Here is a 19,949-nt window from a genome sequence, read left to right on the forward strand (position 1 = left end):
GCTGCTGTAAAATGGGTGGAAGACGGGTCAGACTTGCGTGACCCATGAAGGAGTGCGAAAGCCGGAGAGATGAAACCAGATTTTGCTCTGTTGCTTTCCTTTGACGGGATTGCTCTGTTGCGGCGCGCCTCGGCTGATGGCGCGGCCAGGCGATGGCTGGCGTCAATTGGGTGTTGTTTCGCCCGAATTGCCGGATTTGTCTGAAACCCTGATCGCCCTGCGCGAACGCGTGACCAAGGGCGATTGCGAAGTCAAATTGATCCTGCCGACCGAGCAGGTGAAGTTTCTGGACATTGTCGCACCTGCGCCGGGGATTTCCAATCCAGAGGCCGTCGAAGCCGCGCTTGATGGCGCGACGCCCTATGCCATTGACGATTTGGTCTATGATTTCCACCGCGACGGCGACCATATCCATGTGGCGGCGGTGGCGCGGGAAACACTTGACGAGGCAGAGCAATTTGCCATCCTGCATGGTTTCCTGCCCCTTGGTTTTGTCTCGGATGTGGCAAAAGACGCCGGTTTCCAGCGCGAGCCGTTTTTTGGCCCGACGCAAAAGGCGCTGACCACCCTGACCCCCGGCATGACGGTCCAGGGGGATGATACCCCGGTTGCCATTCTGGACGATCTGGCGGAACCGGTCCCCCCGGTGCAAGCCCCCCAAGCGCAAGAAAAACCTGCGCCAGAAACTCCCCGGGCAAAGCCCGAGGCCAGTGCGCCCAAGTCAGATACGCCTGCGCCGCCAAAAGCCAAAGCCGCGCCCGCCGCGCCAAAAGAGCGCCCGACAGAGGAACGCCCGGTAAAGGCAAAGCCGGACGCCAAGACAGCTGCGCCCGCGCCACAGCCCGCAACGCCGAAACCCGCCAGCGCACCAACCGCAAAGACCCCTCCGCAACCAGAGGGTCAGGCCGCAGGCAAGACACCCGCAGCGCCGAAACCTGATGCCGCGCGGGACACCGACACATCGCCCAAGACACCCGAAGTCAAAGCAGCCCCCCCGGCGCTCAAGCCCGAGGCAGACGTCCCGCCTCTGCCTTCATTCAAGAAGAAACAGCGCCCCGGCCCTGTGGAAGACGCAGGCAACCGCAAAGATCCGCCCGCTGTGCCGGTTGCCAATCCCAATGCCCCACCCCCGCCCGGCCCAAAGGTGCCACCAAGTGTCTCGGCCATGCCGCCGGAACCTGCAACGCCGGGATTCAGCAGCATTCGGGCCAACCGCGACGCACCAGCGCCACGCGCCAGCAAAAATCTGACAGCGCGGCCCGAAAACCTGCGCGGTCCGGCATCTGACACGCCGGTATCGCCCCCTAAACCCCGCGATGTGGCGGATGAGATCGCGGCAAGCGCACGGGCGTCGTTTACGATGCGCCCGAAACCCAAAGCCGACAACGACGGGGATAACGACAGCGACAACATCAGCGACCAGATCGCCGCGACGGCACCAACCGCCACCGCCCCGACCGCAGAGGCCACCCCATCCACCGCCAGCGGGATAATCGCCCGCGCCTCTGCCGGGATTGGCAAAAACATCGGCTTTGCCAGCCGCCGCACCGGCGCGGCGCAAAGCCCGGGCAAACCTGGCAAACCCGCCAAACCCAGCCGCAAAGCGCGACTGTCCAAGGTCAAGCCCGGCGACGCGAAAGCGGCAGAGACCGCCGCAGCCGCCGCCGCGCTGGACGAAGGCGACCGAATGACGGTTTTTGGCGCGCGCGGCCAGCAAAAGATCGGCGGCAAACCCCGGTTCCTTGGCCTGATGCTGACAGCCGCCCTGATCCTGGCCCTACTCGCGGTCAGTGCCTGGGCCTCGCTGTTTCTGGACGATGGTCTCGCTTCCTTGTTCCGGCGCAATGTCGAAGGCCCGGCAGTGGCCTCCGCCACCGCGCCCGCCGTGCGCGACAGCGCGCTTGACACCACCGACCCCGACAGCGCCGCCGCACCGCCCGAAGCGATCCCGCCAACCGCGCTTGCCCTGCCGGACCTCCCCCGCGAAATTGACCCCGAAGACCCGACTGACATCAACATTGCCTCGCTGAGCGAAGGCCTGCCAAGCCTCAGCCGCGATCTTGTCGAAGAGCAGGTGGATGGCCTCTCGGTGCCCTTCGAATCCGAGGCCCTGACACCGGAACAAGCCGAGGCCCGCTATGCGGCGACCGGCATCTGGCAACGCGCGCCCATGCCGCCCAACGAGCCAGAGCAGGCCTTGGTTGGCGAACTTTACGTGGCCTCCATCGACCCCGATGTGGCGGTCGGCGATGCCATTGCCATCCCAACCCAGCGCGAGGCCGACACCGATCAGATCCCGCCAACGCAAATCAATCCCTATCCGGCGGATTCTGGATTTACCTTTGACGACAATGGCTTGATCCAGCCGACCGCGCAGGGGGTCTTGCATCCCGCCGGGTTCACCCTGGTGCTTGGGCCGCCGCCGTTAAAAGCCCCGTTGCGACCGGGGGTGGAATCCGTGACGCCCGCGGCCCTGCCCGCACCAGAAGCCGGCCAAGACCCGCAATCCTCCGATCCAGCCTCTGACGACGAAAACGCCGCCCTTGCGGCTGCGATTGCCGCCGCCTCGGCTGCGGTGCCGGTGCCCATTCCAGGCGCCACTCCGGCCCCCGACACATCCGCGCCAACAACCGCAGCAGATCCCAGCCTTGCCGGGCTGCGCCCACGGCCACGCCCCGGTGATTTGATCGAACAGAATGAACGCGCCAATCTGGGCGGTATCAGCCTTGAGGAACTGCGCCAGAAACGTCCGAAACTGCGTCCGGCGCAAGACCCGGCCAAAACCGAGGCCGAAAAAGACATCGAAGCCAGCGAACTGGCGGTGGCAAGCTCTCTCAAACCCAACCGCCGACCGACCAACATGGCGACCCTTGTCGACCGCGCGGCCCAGAACGCCGCAAATTCGGTGGTGGCCGCCGCCGCCCCGGCCGCCGTTGCCCCGCGCACCGTGACGCCGCGCATCCCGTCGAAAACCACCGTCGCCACCGCCGCAACGCAAAAGAACGCGATCAATCTGCGCAACGTCAACCTGATCGGCGTATACGGCAAACCGTCAAGCCGCCGGGCGTTGATCCGCCTGTCCAATGGTCGCTACCAAAAGGTCAAGGTCGGCGACCGGATTGACGGTGGTCGCGTCTCTGCCATTGATGAAGATCGGTTGAACTACGTCAAAAGCGGGCGCAACGTGGTGTTGCGCATGCCGCGCGGCTGACGGGCCTGCCCCCCCGCGGCTCTGCGTCGCACGGGACACAGAACACAGCCCCCTCGCGCCAATGTGACGGCCTGCCCCTCTCGACCTGACCCGGTGAAAAGCGCATACAGAGCACACCCCGGCACCCCGTCGGGAAGGAGCCCAAATGCAGCTTTTACGCCTTTTGATCGCTGTGCTTTTGCTTGCCCTGCCGGTGACGGCACGGGCCGCACAATCCGACATCTACGAGGCCCCAGCCCTGACCGCACAGTTGATCACCGCCGAACAGGGCGTCGCCCCGGATGCCGGGACGCTGTCCGCCGGTCTGGTTGTGAAAATGCAAGACGGGTGGAAGACCTACTGGCGCTCACCGGGCGAGGTCGGCCTGCCACCGGAACTTGACTGGGATCAGGCGCAAAATCTGGCCACAGCTGAATTACAATTCCCGGCTCCGACGCGTTTTACCGCATTTGATATCGAAAACTTTGGCTACGGCGATCAGGTCGTTTTCCCCATTCGCATCACGCTGGATCGTCCCGGGGCCCCCGCCACCTTAACCTCCCGCGTGCGCTTGCTGGTCTGCAAAGAGATCTGCATTCCCGAAGATTTCACCCTGACCCTGACCCTGCCAAACGACACCGGAATTGACGCCGAGGCCGCTGAAACGATTGCCGCAGCCCTGAGCAAAGTCCCGGCAGAGGGCGCAGCCACCAACATGTCCCTCGAAGCGGCCCATCTGTCGCAGACCCATCTGACGGTGGCCCTGCACCGTGATCTCGGCTTTCGCACGCCGGATGTCTTTCCGGAATTGGAAGGCGCGGTTTTCGGCAAACCCATTGTCCGGCTCGATGCCGATCAAACCCGGCTCTGGGCGGAAATCCCACTGCTATATGCGGCGGACCCGAATGCCGAGCTGACCCTGACCGTGACCGACGGTCGCTTTGCCGGGACTCTGCCCGCCCCGCTGACCGACACGCTGCCCGCCGCCCCCCAGGCTGGACGGGGTCTCTGGGCCATGGCGTTGATCGCGGTTCTGGGCGGTCTGATCCTGAATGTCATGCCCTGCGTCTTGCCGGTTCTGTCGCTGAAACTGGCGGCTGCGATTGGCAAATCCGATCTCCCCGGCACAGATCCGGGCAGGCTTTCTCTGGGCGGCGTTTGGCGTGCTGACCTTTTTCTGGGCTCTGGCGGCGGCGACCTGGGGTCTGCAATCCATGGGCCATGCCGTCGGCTGGGGTCTGCAATTTCAAAGCCCGGTATTCCTGACATTGATGATTGTCATTCTGGTGCTGTTTTCCGCCAAACTGTTTGGCGCGTTCACCCTGAGCCTGCCTTCGGGGCTGCAAACCCATTTGGCCAGTGTCGGGGGCCATGGCCACTTGGGCGATTTCGCCACCGGTGCCTTTGCTGCGGTGCTGGCAACCCCCTGTTCCGCGCCGTTTCTCGGCACTGCCGTGGCTTTTGCCATGGCGGGCGGCGGGTTGGATATTGCGGTGATCTTTACCGCGCTTGGCATCGGTCTTGCCCTGCCTTACCTCGCGGTCGCGGCAATGCCCGGCTGTGTGGCTGTCCTGCCCAAACCGGGGCGCTGGATGCTGGTGGTCAAGGCCGTGATGGCGGGATTGCTGGCCCTGACGGCGGCCTGGCTGTTCCTGGTGCTGGCCAATGTCGCCGGGCTGGCCAATGCGGCCATCACCGCGCTGTTGGTGGCAATGATCCTGGCAATTCTGATCCTGCCCATCCGCCTGCCCCGGCGGGCCGTTTGGGTCGCGGCCCTGGCTGTGATCGCCGTTGGCCTGCCTGCTCTGCGCCCCGCCGCGCCGCAATCCGACACCCCGACCGCAGCCAACTGGGCGCCCTTCGACACCGCCGATATCCGTGACCATATCGCAAATGGCAAGATCGTCTTTGTCGACGTGACTGCGGATTGGTGCCTGACCTGCAAGGCCAACAAATCACTGGTCCTGGAACGGGGCGAGGTCGCCAGCCTGCTGACCTCTGGCGACATCATCGCCATGCAGGCAGACTGGACCCGCCCTGACCCGGCGATTTCCGAATATCTGGCTGAGTTCAACCGCTACGGCATCCCGTTCAACGCGGTCTACGGCCCCGCCGCGCCGACCGGGATCGCCCTGCCGGAACTCCTCAGCGCCAAGGCGATATTCCAAGCCATCGAAAAAGCCGGCGGTTGACGTCTTTTGTCATTCGCCTGACCTGTCTTTCTCCTGACCAGTCTTTCGCTTGACCAGTCTTTCTCCTGGATCAAATATCCCGGGGAGTGTGAGGGGCTGGCCCCTCATTCCCGCCCCGACAACAATCGCTTCAGCCGCCGTTTGCTGCCAAACCCTGCGCCACGATCGCATGGCGGGGATCCTCCGCCGCCAGGGTCGACAACAGACCCTCTGCGGCGCGATAAGCCTCCAGCGCCTTGTCAGATTGCCCCAGCACGCCATAGGCCCGCCCAAGCTGTAGCCAGCCGTCAAGATCCTCCGGCGTCTCCTGCAAGCGCTCTGCCAAACCGGCCACCATCGATTGGATGAAATCCGCCCGATCATCGGCTGTCATCTCTGCTGCGGCGGCCACGTCGTCGGCGCTTGGACCCCGTACTGTCACAAAGTCAGACATTGCTACCGCCGCGTCTCCGGTGGTGGTGCTGATGCGGTTGATCTCGCGGATGAAATATTCCATCCAGGGCTGCGCGGTTTCCTCCTGGGACAACCGCAACACCAACAGCGCACGCGCCTCTGTCACCTGACCGTCCTGTTCCAGCCATTGCGCCTTATAGAAAATCGCCGCCGGGTTCAGCACATCCATGTCCAGCGCGCGGTCAATCGCTGCCGCCGCCGATTGCGTCACAATGCCATCAGCCGCCGCAATCAAGGCTTCGGCGTATTGCGTCACATGGCCTGCACGGGTGTCAGGGCGATCAAGGATTTCCGCCAGCGCCGCAACCGCGTCCTGATACCGGCCCATCTGCATATAGGTCTGGGCCAAAAGCTCCCAGCCCTCGATCGGCCCGCCACTTTCATCGGCTTGAAGGCGGGCTTTCAGACGCTCTGCAAGTTCGACAATCTTTTGATCCTCGCCCCGTTCCGCCGCACGTTCGGCAAACGGTTGGCTGGAAATACCGGGCGCGCCTGTCGCCAGATAAACGCCCCCCGCCAGCAACGGCACCATGACGGCCATCACAAAAAGCGCCGCCGTGCCGCCGGTTCTGATCTTGCCACCATCGCCGCCCTGACGTTCCACCGCCAACATGCGCCGTTTGATTTCCAGTGCTGCGGCCTCGGCCTCCTGCGGGGAAATCACACCGCGCACACGTTCCGCATCGACCTCTTTCAACTGGTCGACAAAGATGGCCAAGGCCCCTTCGCGGTGCCCGACCTGCGCCGTGCCACGCCGCCACAGCGGCAAAAGGATGATCAAACCGGCCAAAATCGCCATCAGCGCGGCGGGTATCCAGAAATTCATGCCTCAGGTGTCTTTCTTGTCCATCTCGGCGTCAAAACGCGCCATCAATTCACCGACTTTTGCCTCGTCCTCTGGGCTAAGTCCCTCGGGGGCCGTGCCCGCCTTGCGACGTCGCAACGCCGACGCCGCAGCCATGCCCCCCAACCCCAAAAGCGCAAACGGCGCCAGCCATAATGCATAGGTCGTGGGTTTGAACGGCGGCTTGAACAACACGTAATCACCGTAGCGATCCACCAGATATTGCACCACCTCGGCATCGCTATCCCCCGCGACCAACCGCTCGCGGATCAGGATGCGCAGATCGCGCGCCACCCCGGCGTTCGAACTGTCAATCGGTTCGTTCTGACAAACGACACAGCGGATATCGCGGGAAATGTCGCGCGCGCGCGCCTCCAATGCCGGATCGTCAAGGATCTCGTCCGGCTCCACCGCCGCTGCAACACTGGCCAATGCGATCAGACAGACAGCAAGAACCTGTCTCACGATCCCGCACCCGCCGCCCGCGCAGCAGCAAGGGCGTCGCGCAATTCATCCTGGGCCTGTGCGCTGGCAATCGGCCCGACATAGCGCCAGACCACCGTGCCTTCGGCATTCACAAGGAAGCTTTCAGGCACCCCGGAAATTCCCCATTCGATCCCGGCACGCCCGGACAGATCCGACCCGATCCGTTGATAGGGATTTCCCAGCTCGTTCAGCCAATCACGGGCGGCCTCGGGCTTGTCCTTGTAGTTTATACCGAAAAGCGGAAAACCCTCACTCGCGGCCAGCCGCGTCAGCACCTTGTGCTCGGCCCGGCAAGGTACACACCAGGAGGCAAAGACATTGACCAGCACGGGCTCGCCCGCCGCAGCCAGATCCGCGGTTTTCAAACCCGGCACATCCACACCATCGACGGCATCCAGCTCAAAGGCCGGCGCCGGATGGGATACCAGGGCCGACGGGATGGCATTGGGATCGCGATCCGGGTTCAACCCCCAAAGAAAGAAACCGCCAATCACAATCACCACCGCAACCGGCAGCATCACCAGAACACGTTGCATCTTTTTCACTCCGCAGGTTGCGCCATTTCAGGCATTTTGGCGCGACGTGGCGCGCCGACCCTCAGACGTCGATCGCTTAACGACAAAGCCCCGCCCAGCACCAGCATGAAAGAGCCAAGCCAGATGAAATTCACCAGCGGCTCATAGATCACCCGAAGCGTCCAGACATCGCCGGCAGTCTCGGCCGCAGGTTCGGAAATCGCGGCGTAAAGATCACCGGCGAGGGTGTGGCGAATGGAACTTTCGGTGGTGGTCGATTGCGCCACCGGATAGATCCGCCGTTCGGGATAGAGATTCTGCACAAAGGCCCCGGCACGATTGACCACCAGCGTTGCGCGAAAGGCGGTGTAATTCGGCCCCGGCACGCTTTCGACCTTGGCAAAGCGAATGTCAAACCCGGCAATCTGCACCTCGGTGCCCGGTTCGGCAAAGGTCACAATCTCTTCTTTCCAGGCCGAAGATCCGACAAAGCCAAAGATACAAACCGCCAACCCGAGATGGGCCATGGTCATGCCATGGCTGGCACGCGGCAGGTTGCGGGCCCGGCGCAGGCTCTCGGAGAATGGTGCGCGAAACAATTTGATCCGCGCGCCCCAATCCTGAAGCGTGGCCAGAAACAGCCAGATCCCAAGTCCAAAAGCCAAAATCGCCAGCACCGGCCCCTTGGTCACCAGATACCACAGCACCAGTGCGGCCACCGCCGCCACGGCCGCCACCATCCAGAGCCGCTGGGAAATTCCCCGCAGATCGGCCCGTTTCCACGTCAGGAACGGCCCGAAGCCCATGACCAACAGCAAGGGCATCATGATCGGCACAAAAGAGGCGTTGAAAAACGGCGGCCCGACCGAGATCTTGTCGCCGGTCACGGCCTCAAGAAACAGCGGATACAGCGTGCCAAACAGCACCGTGCCACAGGCCGTCGCCAACAACAGATTGTTGATCAGCAAGCCACCCTCACGGCTGACCGGGGCGAACAATCCGCCGCCCTCCATCGACGGTGCCCGCGCCGCGAACAAGGTCAAGGAACCACCAATCGACACGCCCAACAGCGCCAGGATGTAAATCCCCCGCTCCGGGTCGACCGCAAAAGCATGCACCGAGGTCAAGAGACCAGAGCGCACGATGAACGTCCCCAGCAGTGACAGCGAAAATGTCAGGATCGCCAACAGGATGGTCCAGCTTTTGAACGCACCGCGTTTTTCGGTCACGATGGCGGAATGCAACAGCGCTGTGCCCAACAGCCAGGGCATGAAGGCGACGTTTTCCACCGGATCCCAAAACCACCAGCCGCCCCAGCCGAGCTCGTAATAGGCCCACCAGGACCCCAGTGCGAGACCGGCGGTCAACGACACCCAGGCCGCCAATGTCCAGGGCCGCACCCAGCGCGCCCAGGCCGCATCAACCCGGCCCTCGATCAGGGCCGCAACGGCAAAGGAAAACACAATCGAGAACCCGACATAGCCGATATACAACAGCGGCGGATGCATCGCCAATCCGACGTCTTGCAACAACGGGTTCAGGTCATTGCCATCCACCGGCGGCGGCGAAATCCGCAAAAACGGGTTCGATGTGAACAACATGAAGCTGAGGAAACCCAGCGAAATCCACGCCTGCACCGCCAATGTCCGCGCCCGCAGCGCATGGGGAATGTTCGACCCGAACATCGCCACGCCCGCCCCGAACAATGTCAGGATCAGCGTCCAGAGCAACAATGACCCCTCATGCGACCCCCAGGTCGCGGCGACCTTGAACAACATCGGTTTCAGTGAATTGGAGTTTTCGGCCACATTCACCACGGTGAAATCACTGACCACAAAGGCCCACATCAGCGCGCCAAAGGCCACCCCGACAAACAGAAGCTGCCCCAGCGCCGTCGACTGCGCGCTGCGCATCCACACCAGATTGCCGCGTGCCGCGCCAATCATGGGCACGACGGATTGCACCAGGGCGATGGCCATTGCCAATGCCAATGCAAATTGTCCAAGTTCCGGGATCATGCGGCCTCCAATGGGTCACCATATCATAGACCAGAAGTCCTAGCGCCTCACACATGAAGTTTTAAGTCACCTTTTCGCCATGTCGCCCCGCATTTCGCCGCACCCCCCGGATTTGGGCCGCGGCACCGGCTCACTTGCTGGTTTGAAACCGCACGCCGCCTGTGGCCTCTGACAGGGCCAGCGCTGCTTCGGCCACCTTGTGACCAATCTCTGCAATCCGCTCCAGCGGCAGGCGCACGCTGGGGCCGGACACCGAAATGCCTGCGACGGCCTCGCCGTGAATATCAAATACCGGCGCCGCAATACAGCGCATTCCAAGGGCCTTTTCCTCGGCATCCACCGCATATCCCCGCTGCGCCGACAGGGTCAGATCGGCGCGCAGCGCCGCCGCCTCGACCAGGGTATGCTCGGTAAACACCTCGCGCCGGGTACGCTCCAGATAGGCCGTGAGCCGGTCATCGGACCAGCGCGACAGCAACGCCTTGCCAATCCCCGACGCATGCAGCGGCGACAATGTCCCCGGGGGAAAGAAAGCGCGAATGGTCTCATGAGTCTCTACCTGGCTGAGAAACATGACCTGATCCCCGCGTGCGATACCAAGATTTGCCGTCTCTCCGGTGTCCTCCATCAAGGTGCGCATGATGGGACGGGCACGTTCAGCAAGCGACGTCCGCCGCAAAAACGCCGCCCCCGCCAAAAAGGCCCCCGCGCCCACCGCCCAGCTTTGCGCCGCATCGTCGAATTCGGCAAATCCCCGGCCCTGCAAGGTCACCAACACCCGGTACAGCGTGGCAGGCGATTGATCCAACTCCTCGGCCAGAACGCTGAGCGTGATCCCCTGATGCTGGCCCAAGGCGACCAAAACCTCCAACGCCCGGTCCAGGGATTTGATGGTGTTCTGTTCGGTCTTGTCCTGCCAACCACGCGGGCGGCCGCGTTTTCTCGGGGTTTCTTCGGCCATTCTTCTTCTCTTTTGAAATACGCATTCAGCATATGAAAAATAGCAACGCATTGGCAATAATAAATTTTTACTGCAAATTGGAATTTTGAAAAACGATTTCAAAAAAATTGAGCTCTCGCGACCCCCAACGTAACCTCCAACCAAACCCGATAAGGAGGAAAGACAGATGAGCTTCCAGAACCCCGTTTTCATTCCCGGCCCGACCAATATGCCGGAACATCTGCGCCGCGCCTGTGACATGCCGACACTCGATCACCGGTCGGCGCTGTTTGGCGACATCCTGCACCCGGCCCGTGCCGCCGTGCGTCAGATCCTGAAATCGCAAGAGGCCGAGGTGTTCATCTTCCCCTCCACCGGCACCGGCGGTTGGGAAACCGCGCTGACCAATACGCTCAGCCCCGGTGACAAGATCCTTGCCGCGCGCAATGGCATGTTCTCGCACCGTTGGATCGACATGTGTCAGCGTCACGGGTTGGATGTGCAGATCGTTGACACCCCATGGGGCGAAGGCATTCCAACGGACAAGTTCGAGGCCGCGCTGGCCGCCGACAAAGGCCATGAAATCAAGGCCGTTCTGGCGACCCATAATGAGACCGCGACCGGTGTGCGCTCTGACATCGCGGGCGTCCGCGCCGCACTTGATGCGGCGTCTCACCCCGCTCTTTTGCTTGTCGATGGTGTGTCCTCCATCGCGTCGATGGATTTCCGCTTTGACGATTGGGGCGTCGATATCGCCGTCACCGGCTCGCAAAAGGGGTTCATGCTGCCGCCCGGCCTGGCCATCACCGGCTTTTCACCCAAGGCGCTAGCGGCAGTCGAAGGCGCAAGATTGCCCCGGACCTTCTTTGACATCCGCGACATGGGCAAGACCAATGCAGGCGGCGGTTTTCCCTATACGCCGCCGGTCGGGCTGCTGAACGGGTTGAATAAATCCTGCAAGATGCTGCTCGATGAAGGCTTGGAAAACGTCTTTGCCCGCCATCATCGCATTGCCGAAGGCGTGCGCCGCGCGGTGTCTGCCTGGGGGCTGGAGCTTTGCGCCGCTTCGCCGGATCTCTATTCCGACAGCGTCAGCGCCATTCGCACGCCCGACGGGTTCAACGCCACCGACATCGTCACCCATGCCGCTGATACCTATGGCGTCGCCTTTGGCACCGGTCTGGGCGAGGTCGCAGGCAAGGTGTTCCGCATTGGTCACCTTGGATCGCTCACCGATGTCATGGCGCTGTCCGGCATTGCGACGGCGGAAATGTGCATGGCGGATCTGGGTCTGAACATCAACCTTGGCTCTGGCGTTGCGGCAGCACAGGATTACTACCGCAGCCACCGCGCCGCAGCGGCGCAAAAGGCCGCGTGATGAAGGATACGACAATGTATATCCCGACCTACGACGACATGTTGGCGGCGCATGATAGGATTGCGCCGCATATCCACCGCACGCCGGTTCTGACCTCGACCTATCTGAACGAGCTGACCGGCGCCGAGCTGTTCTTTAAATGCGAAAACTTTCAAAAGGCCGGCGCCTTCAAGGTGCGCGGCGCGTCCAATGCGGTGTTCGGCCTGTCCGAGGATGAAGCGGCCAAAGGTGTGGCCACGCATTCCTCGGGCAATCACGCGCTGTCGCTGTCCTATGCCGCCGGTCGTCGCGGCATTCCCTGCCACGTGGTCATGCCCCGCACCGCGCCCGAGGCCAAAAAGGCCGCCGTGCGCGGCTATGGCGGCATCATCACGGAATGTGAGCCATCGACTTCGTCGCGCGAAGCGGTCTTTGCCGAGGTTCAGGCCGAAACCGGCGCGAATTTCGTCCACCCCTATAATGACCCCCGCGTCATTGCCGGTCAGGGCACATGTTCACGCGAATTGATCGACCAGACCGGATACCTTGATATGGTGGTGGCCCCCATTGGCGGGGGTGGCATGATCTCGGGCACCTGTCTGACCCTGTCGACGTTGGCGCCCGACACCGCCATCATCGCCGCAGAACCGGAACAGGCCGATGATGCCTATCGCAGCTTTCACGCCGGGCATATCATCGCCGACGACGCGCCCGATACGGTGGCGGATGGACTGAAAGTACCGCTGAAGGATCTGACATGGCATTTCGTGTCCAGTCACGTCAGCGACATCCTGACCGCCAGCGAACAAGAGATCATTGATGCGATGCGCCTGATCTGGCAGCGGATGAAAATCGTGATGGAACCGTCCAGCGCCGTGCCGTTGGCCACCATCCTGAAAAACCGCGACCGGTTTACCGGCAAACGCATCGGTGTGATTGTCACCGGCGGCAACGTCGATTTGAACAAACTGCCATGGATTACCGGCTGATCGCCGCCGCAAAAGGAGCAAGGACATGAAAGACATGGACCAACTCGACCAATTCGAAGTCGGCTTTGACATCCCCGCCAAACCCGGCATGGACGCCGCCGACATCCAGACCCCGGCGCTGGTGCTGGATCTCGACGCGCTGGAACGCAACATCAAGAAGATGGGCGATTACGCAACCGCCCATGGCATGCGCCACCGGGTGCATGGCAAGATGCATAAATCGGTGGACGTCGCCAAATTGCAGGAAACCCTGGGCGGCGCGGTTGGCGTCTGTTGTCAAAAAGTGTCCGAGGCCGAGGTCTTTGCCCGTGGCGGCATCAAGGATGTTCTGGTGTCCAACCAGGTGCGCGACCTGGCCAAGATCGACCGTCTGGCGCGCCTGCCGAAACTGGGGGCCCGCACGATTGTCTGTGTGGATGACCTCGCCAATGTATCAGAGCTTTCGGCAGCGGCGCAAAAGCATGGCACCGAGATCGAATGCCTTGTCGAGATCGACTGTGGTGCGGGCCGCTGCGGCGTGACCACCACACCGGCCGTGGTCGAGATTGCCAAGGCCATCGACGCCGCCGCGGGGCTGACATTCACCGGCATACAGGCCTATCAGGGCGCGATGCAGCACCTCGACAGCTATGAAGCACGCGAGGAAAAGCTGAACATCGCCATCGCACAGGTCAAGGATGCGGTTGAGGGGCTGAAAGCCGCGGGCATCGCCTGCGATCTGGTGTCGGGCGGCGGTACAGGATCGTATTATTTCGAAAGCAATTCCGGCGTTTACAACGAGTTGCAATGCGGTTCTTACGCCTTCATGGATGCCGATTACGGTCGTATCCTCGACAAGGACGGCAAGCGCATCGACCAGGGCGAATGGGAAAACGCGTTTTTCATCCTGACCCAGGTGATCAGTCACGCCAAGGCCGACAAGGCGATCTGTGACGCCGGTCTGAAAGCGCAATCGGTGGACAGCGGATTGCCGGTGATCTTTGGCCGCACGGATGTGGAATACGTCAAATGTTCCGATGAACACGGCGTCATTGCGGACCCCTCGGGCGCGCTGACGGTCGGTGAAAAGCTGAAACTGGTGCCCGGCCACTGCGACCCGACCGCCAATGTGCACGATTGGTACGTCGGTGTGCGCAACGGCAAGGTTGAATGCGTCTGGCCGGTCTCGGCCCGCGGCCGCGCCTACTGACACACCCGCTGATCAAGCCCTTCCGGGCATTCTTCGCGAAGAGTGCCCGGCACCGGGCCGATGGGCGCCCCGTAAACAGGATACTCTGATGAGCCTCGACATGACCAAGACAACCACCCTCACCATCGTCCCCGAAGCCGAGATTGCCGGTCTGATCACCCCCGAAGCCGCCTTTACCGCCGTCGAACAGGTCTTTGCCGCCATGGGACGCGATGACGCCTATAATTTCCCCGTGGTGCGCGAAGCGATTGGCCACGAAGATGCGCTTTATGGCTTCAAGGGCGGGTTTGACCGTGCCGGCATGGCGCTGGGGCTGAAGGCCGGTGGCTATTGGCCCAACAACCTCGCCACCCATGGCATCATCAACCACCAGTCGACGGTCTTTCTGTTCGATCCCGACACCGGCAAGCCGACCGCCATGGTCGGTGGCAACCTGCTGACCGCGCTGCGCACCGCCGCCGCATCCTCGGTCTCGATTGCGCATCTGGCGCGCCGCGACGCCCGCGTCATCGGCATGATCGGCGCCGGCCATCAGGCGACATTCCAACTGCGCACGGCACTGAAGCATCGCAATTTCGAGAAGGTCATCGGCTGGAACCTGCACCCGGAAATGCTGCCCAATCTGGAAAAAGTCGCGCAAGAGGCCGGTCTGCCATTCGAAGCGGTGGAACTGGACGGGCTGCGCGCGGCGGATGTGATCATCTCGATCACCTCCAGCTTTGCCGCCATCGCCAATGAGACCCATATCGCGCCCGGCACCCATATCGCCTGCATGGGCACCGACACCAAAGGCAAACAAGAGGTCGCCCCGGAACTGCTGCAACGCGCCACGGTGTTTACCGATGAAATCGCCCAGTCGATCAGCATCGGCGAGGCACAACATGCAATTGCGGCCGGTCTTATTGCCGAAAGCGACATCACCCAAATCGGCGCGGTGATCAATGGCACCCATCCCGGGCGCACATCGGACGAGGAAATCACCCTGTTCGATGGCACCGGTGTCGGGCTTCAGGATCTGGCAGTGGCGCAGGCCGCGGTCAAACTGGCGCTGGACCACGGCGTGGCGCAGCAAATCGAAATTTGATCGAATTCTGCTGCCACCTCTGGCATAACCGCGCGCTCCTGTTCTAAGTCTCGTAGCACAGCACCAAAGGAGCGCGCGACCATGACTCTCCGCATTTTCATCAACGGATTTGGCCGGATCGGCCGCACAATTACGCGTATCATCCTGACCGAACATGCCGATATCGACATTGTCGGGATCAATGATATCGCCCCGCTGGACAGCTGCGCCTATCTCTTTGGTTATGACAGCGTCTTTGGCCCCTTCCCCGGCGGCGTGACCGGGCGTGATGGCGCATTGAATGCCGCGGGCCGCAAAATTGCCATGACCCATGCCGAGGATATTTCGACGCTGGATCTTGCCGGCGTCGACATCGTTCTCGAATGCACCGGCAAAGCCCAAACCCAAATGATCGCAGAGCGCGGCTTGACCGCAGGGGCGGAGCGCATCCTGATTTCCGGGCCATCCCCCGCCGCAGAAGACACAATTGTCCTCGGCGCCAATCACGACATCCTGGCCGATCAGAAAATCCTGTCCAATGCCTCTTGCACCACCAATGCCCTCGCCCCGCTGCTGCGGCTGCTGGACGAGGCCGCCGGCGTTCAATCCGGCCATATGACCACCGTGCATTGCTATACTGGATCCCAGCCGACGGTGGATGCACCGCGTGGCGATCTGGTGCGCTCGCGCGCGGCGGCGCTGTCGATGGTGCCGACCACAACCTCGGCCGGTCGGTTGATTGGCACTGTCCTGCCGCATCTGGCGGGCCGGATCGAAGCCCGCGCCATTCGCGTGCCCACGGCCAGTGTCTCTGCCATCGACCTGACCGTTCAAACCCGCGATCCAATCACGGCAGAGACATTGAACGGCATGATCCAATCCGCCGATCCGACGTTGTTCGGCTATACAGATCTGCCGCTGGTTTCGACCGATCTGCGCGGCAGACCGGAAAGCCTGATCGTGGCGGGGCGCGAAACATCCGTCTCGCTCGGTGGTGTGCTGCGCATTTTTGGGTGGTACGACAACGAATGGGGCTTTTCCGCCCGTATGATCGACATGGCGCGCCGGATGCGCTGATCCAACGGTCGGATTTTGCGTATTTAGAAAGAGAAGAAGCTCGCTCGGCCTCGGCTTCTTCTCTTTTCAAATACGCCCGCCGGAGGCGAAAATCTCTTCTCGGTCTCTCAACAAAAACCCCGGGCACGCAGACGCGCACCCGGGGTCAATGTCGGGTGCGCATTTACTGCGCACCCTCATCTGGTTCATTCACCGGGAATGGAGCCCTTTCCACCGCCGGACAGACCACCCGACACCTCTTCGGTAGACTTATCCGCCAGTTCCACTGGCAGAACGAGGTTCAGAACAATCGCAATCAATGCCGCGGGCAGGATGCCCGATGTCGCCAGAATTTTGAGCGTGCCCGGCAAATGCTGCAAAGCGCCCGGTTCAAGCTGCAAGCCAAGGCCCAGCGACAGGGCAATCGCAAAGATGACCATGTTGCGCCGGTTCCAATGCACATCGGACAACATGGAAATACCCGCAGAGACCACCATGCCGAACATCACGATCACACCGCCGCCCAGCACCTCGATCGGTACGGTCGAGATGATGGCGCCGATTTTTGGCACCAGACCGCAGACGATCAAGAAGATGCCACCAATGGTCACCACATGGCGGCTCATCACGCCGGTCATCGCGATCAGGCCGACGTTTTGCGAAAACGATGTGTTGGGCAGCGCGCCAAACAGACCGGAAACCGCCGTTCCCAAACCATCAGCAAAGGTTGCGCCCTGGATCTCTTCGTCCGTGGCTTCGCGTCCGGCGCCGCCTTTGGTGATGCCGGACACGTCGCCCACTGTTTCCACTGCGGAAACAAAGGACATCAGGCAAAAGCCGACAATCGCCGCCACCGAAAATTCAAGCCCGAAATGCAGCGGGTTCGGCAGCGCAAAGCTGGCGGCATTGCCGACATTGCCAAAATTCACCATCCCGAACACCCAGGCCACGATATAGCCCGCAATCAAACCCAGCAGCACGGCAGAGATCGAAATCATGCCCCGTGCAAAGAACTTGAGGCCCAGAGTGACCAGGATCACCACCGAGGCAACAAACCAGTTCAGCGCCGACCCGTATTCCGGTGTGCCAATGGCCGGCACGCCCCCGGCCGCATATTGAATGCCCACCTTGACCAGTGCCAGACCGATCATTGTCACCACCAATCCGGTGACAAGCGGCGGCAGCGCAAAACGGATCTTGCCAATAAACAAACCCAATACGGCATGGAACAAACCACCGACCAGGATACCGCCCATCAGCACAGCAACCGCATCCACACCTTTGCCCGCGACCAGCGGAATCATGACCGGCAGAAAGGCAAAGGATGTGCCCTGTACAATCGGCAGTTTCGCCCCGACAGGGCCAAAACCGATGGTCTGGATCAGCGTCGCCAAACCGGCAAAGAACATCGACATCTGAATCATGTAGATCATTTGCGGAAAATCAGGCGAGTTCGAGCCAAAGCCGAACCCCGCTGCGCCGCAAACGATAATTGCCGGCGTCACGTTCGACACGAACATCGCCAACACATGTTGGATGCCCAGCGGCACCGCTTTGGCCAGCGGCGGTGTGTAATTGGGATCGCGCAGCTGCGCTGCGGTCCCGATAGATGAATCAGCCATGAACTTCTCCCCATATAGCTGTCGGATGGGCCGTTTCTCCTCCTGACGGCCCGGATATTCAGCCCGCCACCACCTGGTATGGGGTGTCGAACCAATGCTCTTCCAGATTCTCGCCAGCGCCGATGCGATCCACTACGGCAAACGTCCCCGATCCTGCGATCGGTGTCAGGACTCCGTGCCATGTGTTGCGATGAAAGTTGATTGCCTGACCGGGTTCCGTGCGAAAGGCACGCGGATTATCTGGGCAACCGCCCAGATCTTTGGCGACAATGACAAGAAATGCGTGTTCTGACATCGGAATGAAAGCTTGGGATCCCAGCGGATGCCGCTCCATCATGTCCAGTTCAAGCGGCAGTTGGCGCAGCTCGGCCTGAAAAAGGCTGAGGCCCGCCGTCCCGTCCGAAAAATCCAGTTGCGCACGGTCATGAAAGCGCCCGCAGAGCCCTTGATTGATCAGCTTGTCCGGCGCGCCAGAACAATCCAGCACATCGCCATAGGGCGCGAATTCCGCCGCGCCCAAAGGTTCGATCATGATCGGCTTGGTCATGGCAACAGGTCCAGCAGACGGAATTCGGCAATGCGTTCAACCTGGCGGCAGGCCTCGGCAAATTCGGTGGTGCGGTCATTGCCGATCCGGCGCTCAAAGGCCGCCATGATCGACGCCTTGTCGTGATCGCGCACCGCGATAATGAAAGGGAACCCGTGTTTGGCGACGTAATCGTCATTCAACTTGGTAAAACGTTCCCGTTCCTGATCGGTCAGCATATCAAGCCCCGCACCGGCCTGTTCCGAGGTGCTTTCAGCGGTCAACCGTCCCGCCGCGGCGAGTTTGCCAGCCAGATCGGGGTGCGCGGTCAAGACGCCAAGGCGGAGATCTTCGTCAGCGCTGCGGAAAATGCGGCACAGGGCGTTGTGAACACCGCGCGCCGTGTCATGGGCCGGGCCAAGCTCCAGATCAAAAGCGCCCTCGGCGATCCAGGGCGAATGTTCGAACACGCCACCAAATGTCGAAACGAAATCCGCACGCGTCATTGCACTGGGCCGGTTCCAGCGCTTGTGCGGATGGGTTTCGATCCAATGCGCCGCGATCTCGGCCCGTGTCGGGCACCAGACATCACCAAAGCCCTGAATATAATCAATAAACCGCTTCAGCGCCGCAATTTTTCCCGGACGCCCCACCAAACGACAATGCAACCCGATCGACATCATCTTTGGCGCGCCTGGCCTGCCCTTCGGCATAAAGCGTATCAAAGGCGTCTTTCAGGTAGCTGCCAAAATCTTCGCCCGTGACCCAGCCCGGCGCGGTGGCGAACCGCATATCGTTCGCTTCCAGCGTATAGGGAATGATCAATTGATCGCGGTCGCCATATTCGCGCCAATACGGCAAATCATCGTCATAAGTGTCGGAAATATAGTCGAATTGCCCGGTTTCCGCCGCCAGCCGCACGGTGTTTTCACTGCAACGACCGGTGTACCAGCCGCGCGGGGCCTCGCCCACGACCTCGGTATGCAGGCGGATCGCTTCGGCAATCGCTGCGCGTTCCTCTGCTTCGGGCATGTCCTTGTGCTCAACCCATTTGAGCCCGTGACTGGCGATCTCCCATCCGGCGGACTTCATCGCGGCCACCTGTTCCGGTGACCGTGCCAGCGCCGACGCCACGCCATAAATGGTCACCGGGATCGCCGCGCCGGTGAACAGGCGATGCAAACGCCAGAACCCGGCACGTGCGCCGTATTCGTAAATCGATTCCATGTTCCAGTGGCGCTGGCCCGGCCACATGGCGGCGCCGGGAATGTCCGACAGAAAAGCCTCTGACGCGGCATCCCCATGCAGGACGTTGTTTTCGCCGCCTTCTTCGTAGTTCAATACAAATTGTACAGCCACTTTGGCATTTCCGGGCCATTGAGCCTCGGGGGCGCGGGGGCCATAACCAATCATGTCGCGGGGGTATCTATTCACATCTGCCTCCAGAGTTTAGATAACGATAATTCAGAACAATCCCGAAGATTACCAAATAGTTTTTGAAGCACTGTT

Annotated in this window: 15 protein-coding genes and 2 pseudogenes; 8 read left to right on the plus strand and 9 right to left on the minus strand. The window is 61.6% G+C overall.

Translation table 11 applies throughout. The features are described from left to right. Positions 1-136: 136 nt before the first annotated feature. Together AC0L4F_RS08355 and AC0L4F_RS08360 are read left to right on the plus strand one after the other, a co-directional pair. On the plus strand, positions 137-3,211 hold the full coding sequence (locus tag AC0L4F_RS08355; protein ID WP_244687290.1) for a hypothetical protein: 3,075 nt from the start codon (positions 137-139) through the stop codon (positions 3,209-3,211). A gap of 145 nt (positions 3,212-3,356) precedes the next feature. Then, positions 3,357-3,752 (plus strand): annotated as a pseudogene (locus AC0L4F_RS08360) (protein-disulfide reductase DsbD domain-containing protein); the annotation flags it as partial. On the opposite strand, the gene AC0L4F_RS08365 reads toward AC0L4F_RS08360, so the two are convergent. After that, positions 3,744-4,049 carry a hypothetical protein gene (locus tag AC0L4F_RS08365; protein ID WP_244687292.1) on the minus strand — a complete coding sequence of 102 codons (306 nt, stop codon included), beginning with the start codon at positions 4,047-4,049 and terminating at the stop codon, positions 3,744-3,746. The pseudogene AC0L4F_RS08360 and the gene AC0L4F_RS08365 sit on opposite strands and share 9 nt — an antisense overlap. Positions 4,050-4,293: 244 nt before the next feature. On the opposite strand from AC0L4F_RS08365, the gene AC0L4F_RS08370 reads away from it, so the two are divergent. Next, positions 4,294-5,382, plus strand: a complete 1,089-nt coding sequence (locus AC0L4F_RS08370; RefSeq protein ID WP_244687294.1) for a protein-disulfide reductase DsbD family protein — start codon at positions 4,294-4,296, stop codon at positions 5,380-5,382. A 130-nt stretch (positions 5,383-5,512) separates the two neighbouring features. Here the strand turns inward: AC0L4F_RS08370 and ccmI are convergent, their stop codons facing one another. From ccmI to bhcR, 5 genes are all read right to left on the minus strand, one after another. Continuing rightward, complete coding sequence (ccmI, locus tag AC0L4F_RS08375) at positions 5,513-6,661, minus strand: c-type cytochrome biogenesis protein CcmI (protein WP_244687296.1); 1,149 nt, start codon at positions 6,659-6,661, stop codon at positions 5,513-5,515. A gap of 3 nt (positions 6,662-6,664) precedes the next feature. Beyond that, the gene (locus AC0L4F_RS08380; RefSeq protein ID WP_473446234.1) at positions 6,665-7,144 is read right to left on the minus strand and encodes a cytochrome c-type biogenesis protein; all 480 of its coding nucleotides are present in this window, start codon (positions 7,142-7,144) and stop codon (positions 6,665-6,667) included. Further along, on the minus strand, positions 7,141-7,701 hold the full coding sequence (locus tag AC0L4F_RS08385; protein ID WP_244687299.1) for a DsbE family thiol:disulfide interchange protein: 561 nt from the start codon (positions 7,699-7,701) through the stop codon (positions 7,141-7,143). The genes AC0L4F_RS08380 and AC0L4F_RS08385 overlap by 4 nt, the downstream gene beginning before the upstream one ends. Before the next feature lie 5 nt (positions 7,702-7,706). Continuing rightward, positions 7,707-9,698 (minus strand): heme lyase CcmF/NrfE family subunit, encoded by a 1,992-nt coding sequence (locus AC0L4F_RS08390; protein WP_244687301.1) that lies wholly within the window; start codon positions 9,696-9,698, stop codon positions 7,707-7,709. A 130-nt stretch (positions 9,699-9,828) separates the two neighbouring features. Next, on the minus strand, positions 9,829-10,659 hold the full coding sequence (gene bhcR / locus AC0L4F_RS08395; protein ID WP_244687303.1) for an HTH-type transcriptional regulator BhcR: 831 nt from the start codon (positions 10,657-10,659) through the stop codon (positions 9,829-9,831). Between the two features lie 166 nt (positions 10,660-10,825). Here bhcR and bhcA point away from each other — a divergent pair, with 166 nt between their 5' ends. From bhcA to AC0L4F_RS08420, 5 genes are all read left to right on the plus strand, one after another. Continuing rightward, on the plus strand, positions 10,826-12,016 hold the full coding sequence (gene bhcA, locus AC0L4F_RS08400) for an L-aspartate--glyoxylate aminotransferase BhcA (RefSeq protein ID WP_244687305.1): 1,191 nt from the start codon (positions 10,826-10,828) through the stop codon (positions 12,014-12,016). Next, positions 12,016-12,984, plus strand: a complete 969-nt coding sequence (bhcB, locus tag AC0L4F_RS08405) for a beta-hydroxyaspartate dehydratase BhcB (RefSeq protein WP_244687307.1) — start codon at positions 12,016-12,018, stop codon at positions 12,982-12,984. The genes bhcA and bhcB overlap by 1 nt, the downstream gene beginning before the upstream one ends. A 25-nt stretch (positions 12,985-13,009) precedes the next feature. Then, complete coding sequence (gene bhcC / locus AC0L4F_RS08410; RefSeq protein ID WP_244687310.1) at positions 13,010-14,173, plus strand: 3-hydroxy-D-aspartate aldolase BhcC; 1,164 nt, start codon at positions 13,010-13,012, stop codon at positions 14,171-14,173. An 88-nt stretch (positions 14,174-14,261) separates the two neighbouring features. Continuing rightward, positions 14,262-15,257, plus strand: coding sequence for an iminosuccinate reductase BhcD (gene bhcD, locus AC0L4F_RS08415; protein WP_244687312.1), 996 nt, complete (start codon positions 14,262-14,264; stop codon positions 15,255-15,257). 81 nt (positions 15,258-15,338) lie between these two features. Continuing rightward, positions 15,339-16,313: a type I glyceraldehyde-3-phosphate dehydrogenase gene (locus AC0L4F_RS08420; protein WP_244687314.1), complete on the plus strand. Its 975-nt coding sequence runs from the start codon at positions 15,339-15,341 to the stop codon at positions 16,311-16,313. Positions 16,314-16,498: 185 nt separating this feature from the next. Here the strand turns inward: AC0L4F_RS08420 and AC0L4F_RS08425 are convergent, their stop codons facing one another. The 3 genes and pseudogenes from AC0L4F_RS08425 to puuE form a co-directional block, all read right to left on the minus strand. Beyond that, positions 16,499-17,914, minus strand: coding sequence for a uracil-xanthine permease family protein (locus AC0L4F_RS08425; RefSeq protein ID WP_244687316.1), 1,416 nt, complete (start codon positions 17,912-17,914; stop codon positions 16,499-16,501). Positions 17,915-17,972: 58 nt separating this feature from the next. Then, positions 17,973-18,461 (minus strand): ureidoglycolate lyase, encoded by a 489-nt coding sequence (locus AC0L4F_RS08430; protein WP_244687318.1) that lies wholly within the window; start codon positions 18,459-18,461, stop codon positions 17,973-17,975. Beyond that, positions 18,458-19,874: pseudogene (gene puuE, locus AC0L4F_RS08435) on the minus strand (allantoinase PuuE). Before puuE ends, AC0L4F_RS08430 begins: the two are co-directional and overlap by 4 nt. Between the last annotated feature and the right edge of the window lie 75 nt (positions 19,875-19,949).

The organism is Marinovum sp. J2-8 (assembly GCF_055808435.1).

Coding starts and splice junctions, on each gene's coding strand:
- AC0L4F_RS08355 (WP_244687290.1), top strand. CDS start 137: ATGGCGCGGCCAGGCGATGGCTGGCGTCAATTGGGTGTTGTTTCGCCC.
- ccmI (WP_244687296.1), bottom strand. CDS start 6,661: ATGAATTTCTGGATACCCGCCGCGCTGATGGCGATTTTGGCCGGTTTG.
- AC0L4F_RS08385 (WP_244687299.1), bottom strand. CDS start 7,701: ATGCAACGTGTTCTGGTGATGCTGCCGGTTGCGGTGGTGATTGTGATT.
- AC0L4F_RS08390 (WP_244687301.1), bottom strand. CDS start 9,698: ATGATCCCGGAACTTGGACAATTTGCATTGGCATTGGCAATGGCCATC.
- bhcR (WP_244687303.1), bottom strand. CDS start 10,659: ATGGCCGAAGAAACCCCGAGAAAACGCGGCCGCCCGCGTGGTTGGCAG.
- bhcA (WP_244687305.1), top strand. CDS start 10,826: ATGAGCTTCCAGAACCCCGTTTTCATTCCCGGCCCGACCAATATGCCG.
- bhcB (WP_244687307.1), top strand. CDS start 12,016: ATGAAGGATACGACAATGTATATCCCGACCTACGACGACATGTTGGCG.
- bhcC (WP_244687310.1), top strand. CDS start 13,010: ATGAAAGACATGGACCAACTCGACCAATTCGAAGTCGGCTTTGACATC.
- bhcD (WP_244687312.1), top strand. CDS start 14,262: ATGAGCCTCGACATGACCAAGACAACCACCCTCACCATCGTCCCCGAA.
- AC0L4F_RS08420 (WP_244687314.1), top strand. CDS start 15,339: ATGACTCTCCGCATTTTCATCAACGGATTTGGCCGGATCGGCCGCACA.
- AC0L4F_RS08425 (WP_244687316.1), bottom strand. CDS start 17,914: ATGGCTGATTCATCTATCGGGACCGCAGCGCAGCTGCGCGATCCCAAT.
- AC0L4F_RS08430 (WP_244687318.1), bottom strand. CDS start 18,461: ATGACCAAGCCGATCATGATCGAACCTTTGGGCGCGGCGGAATTCGCG.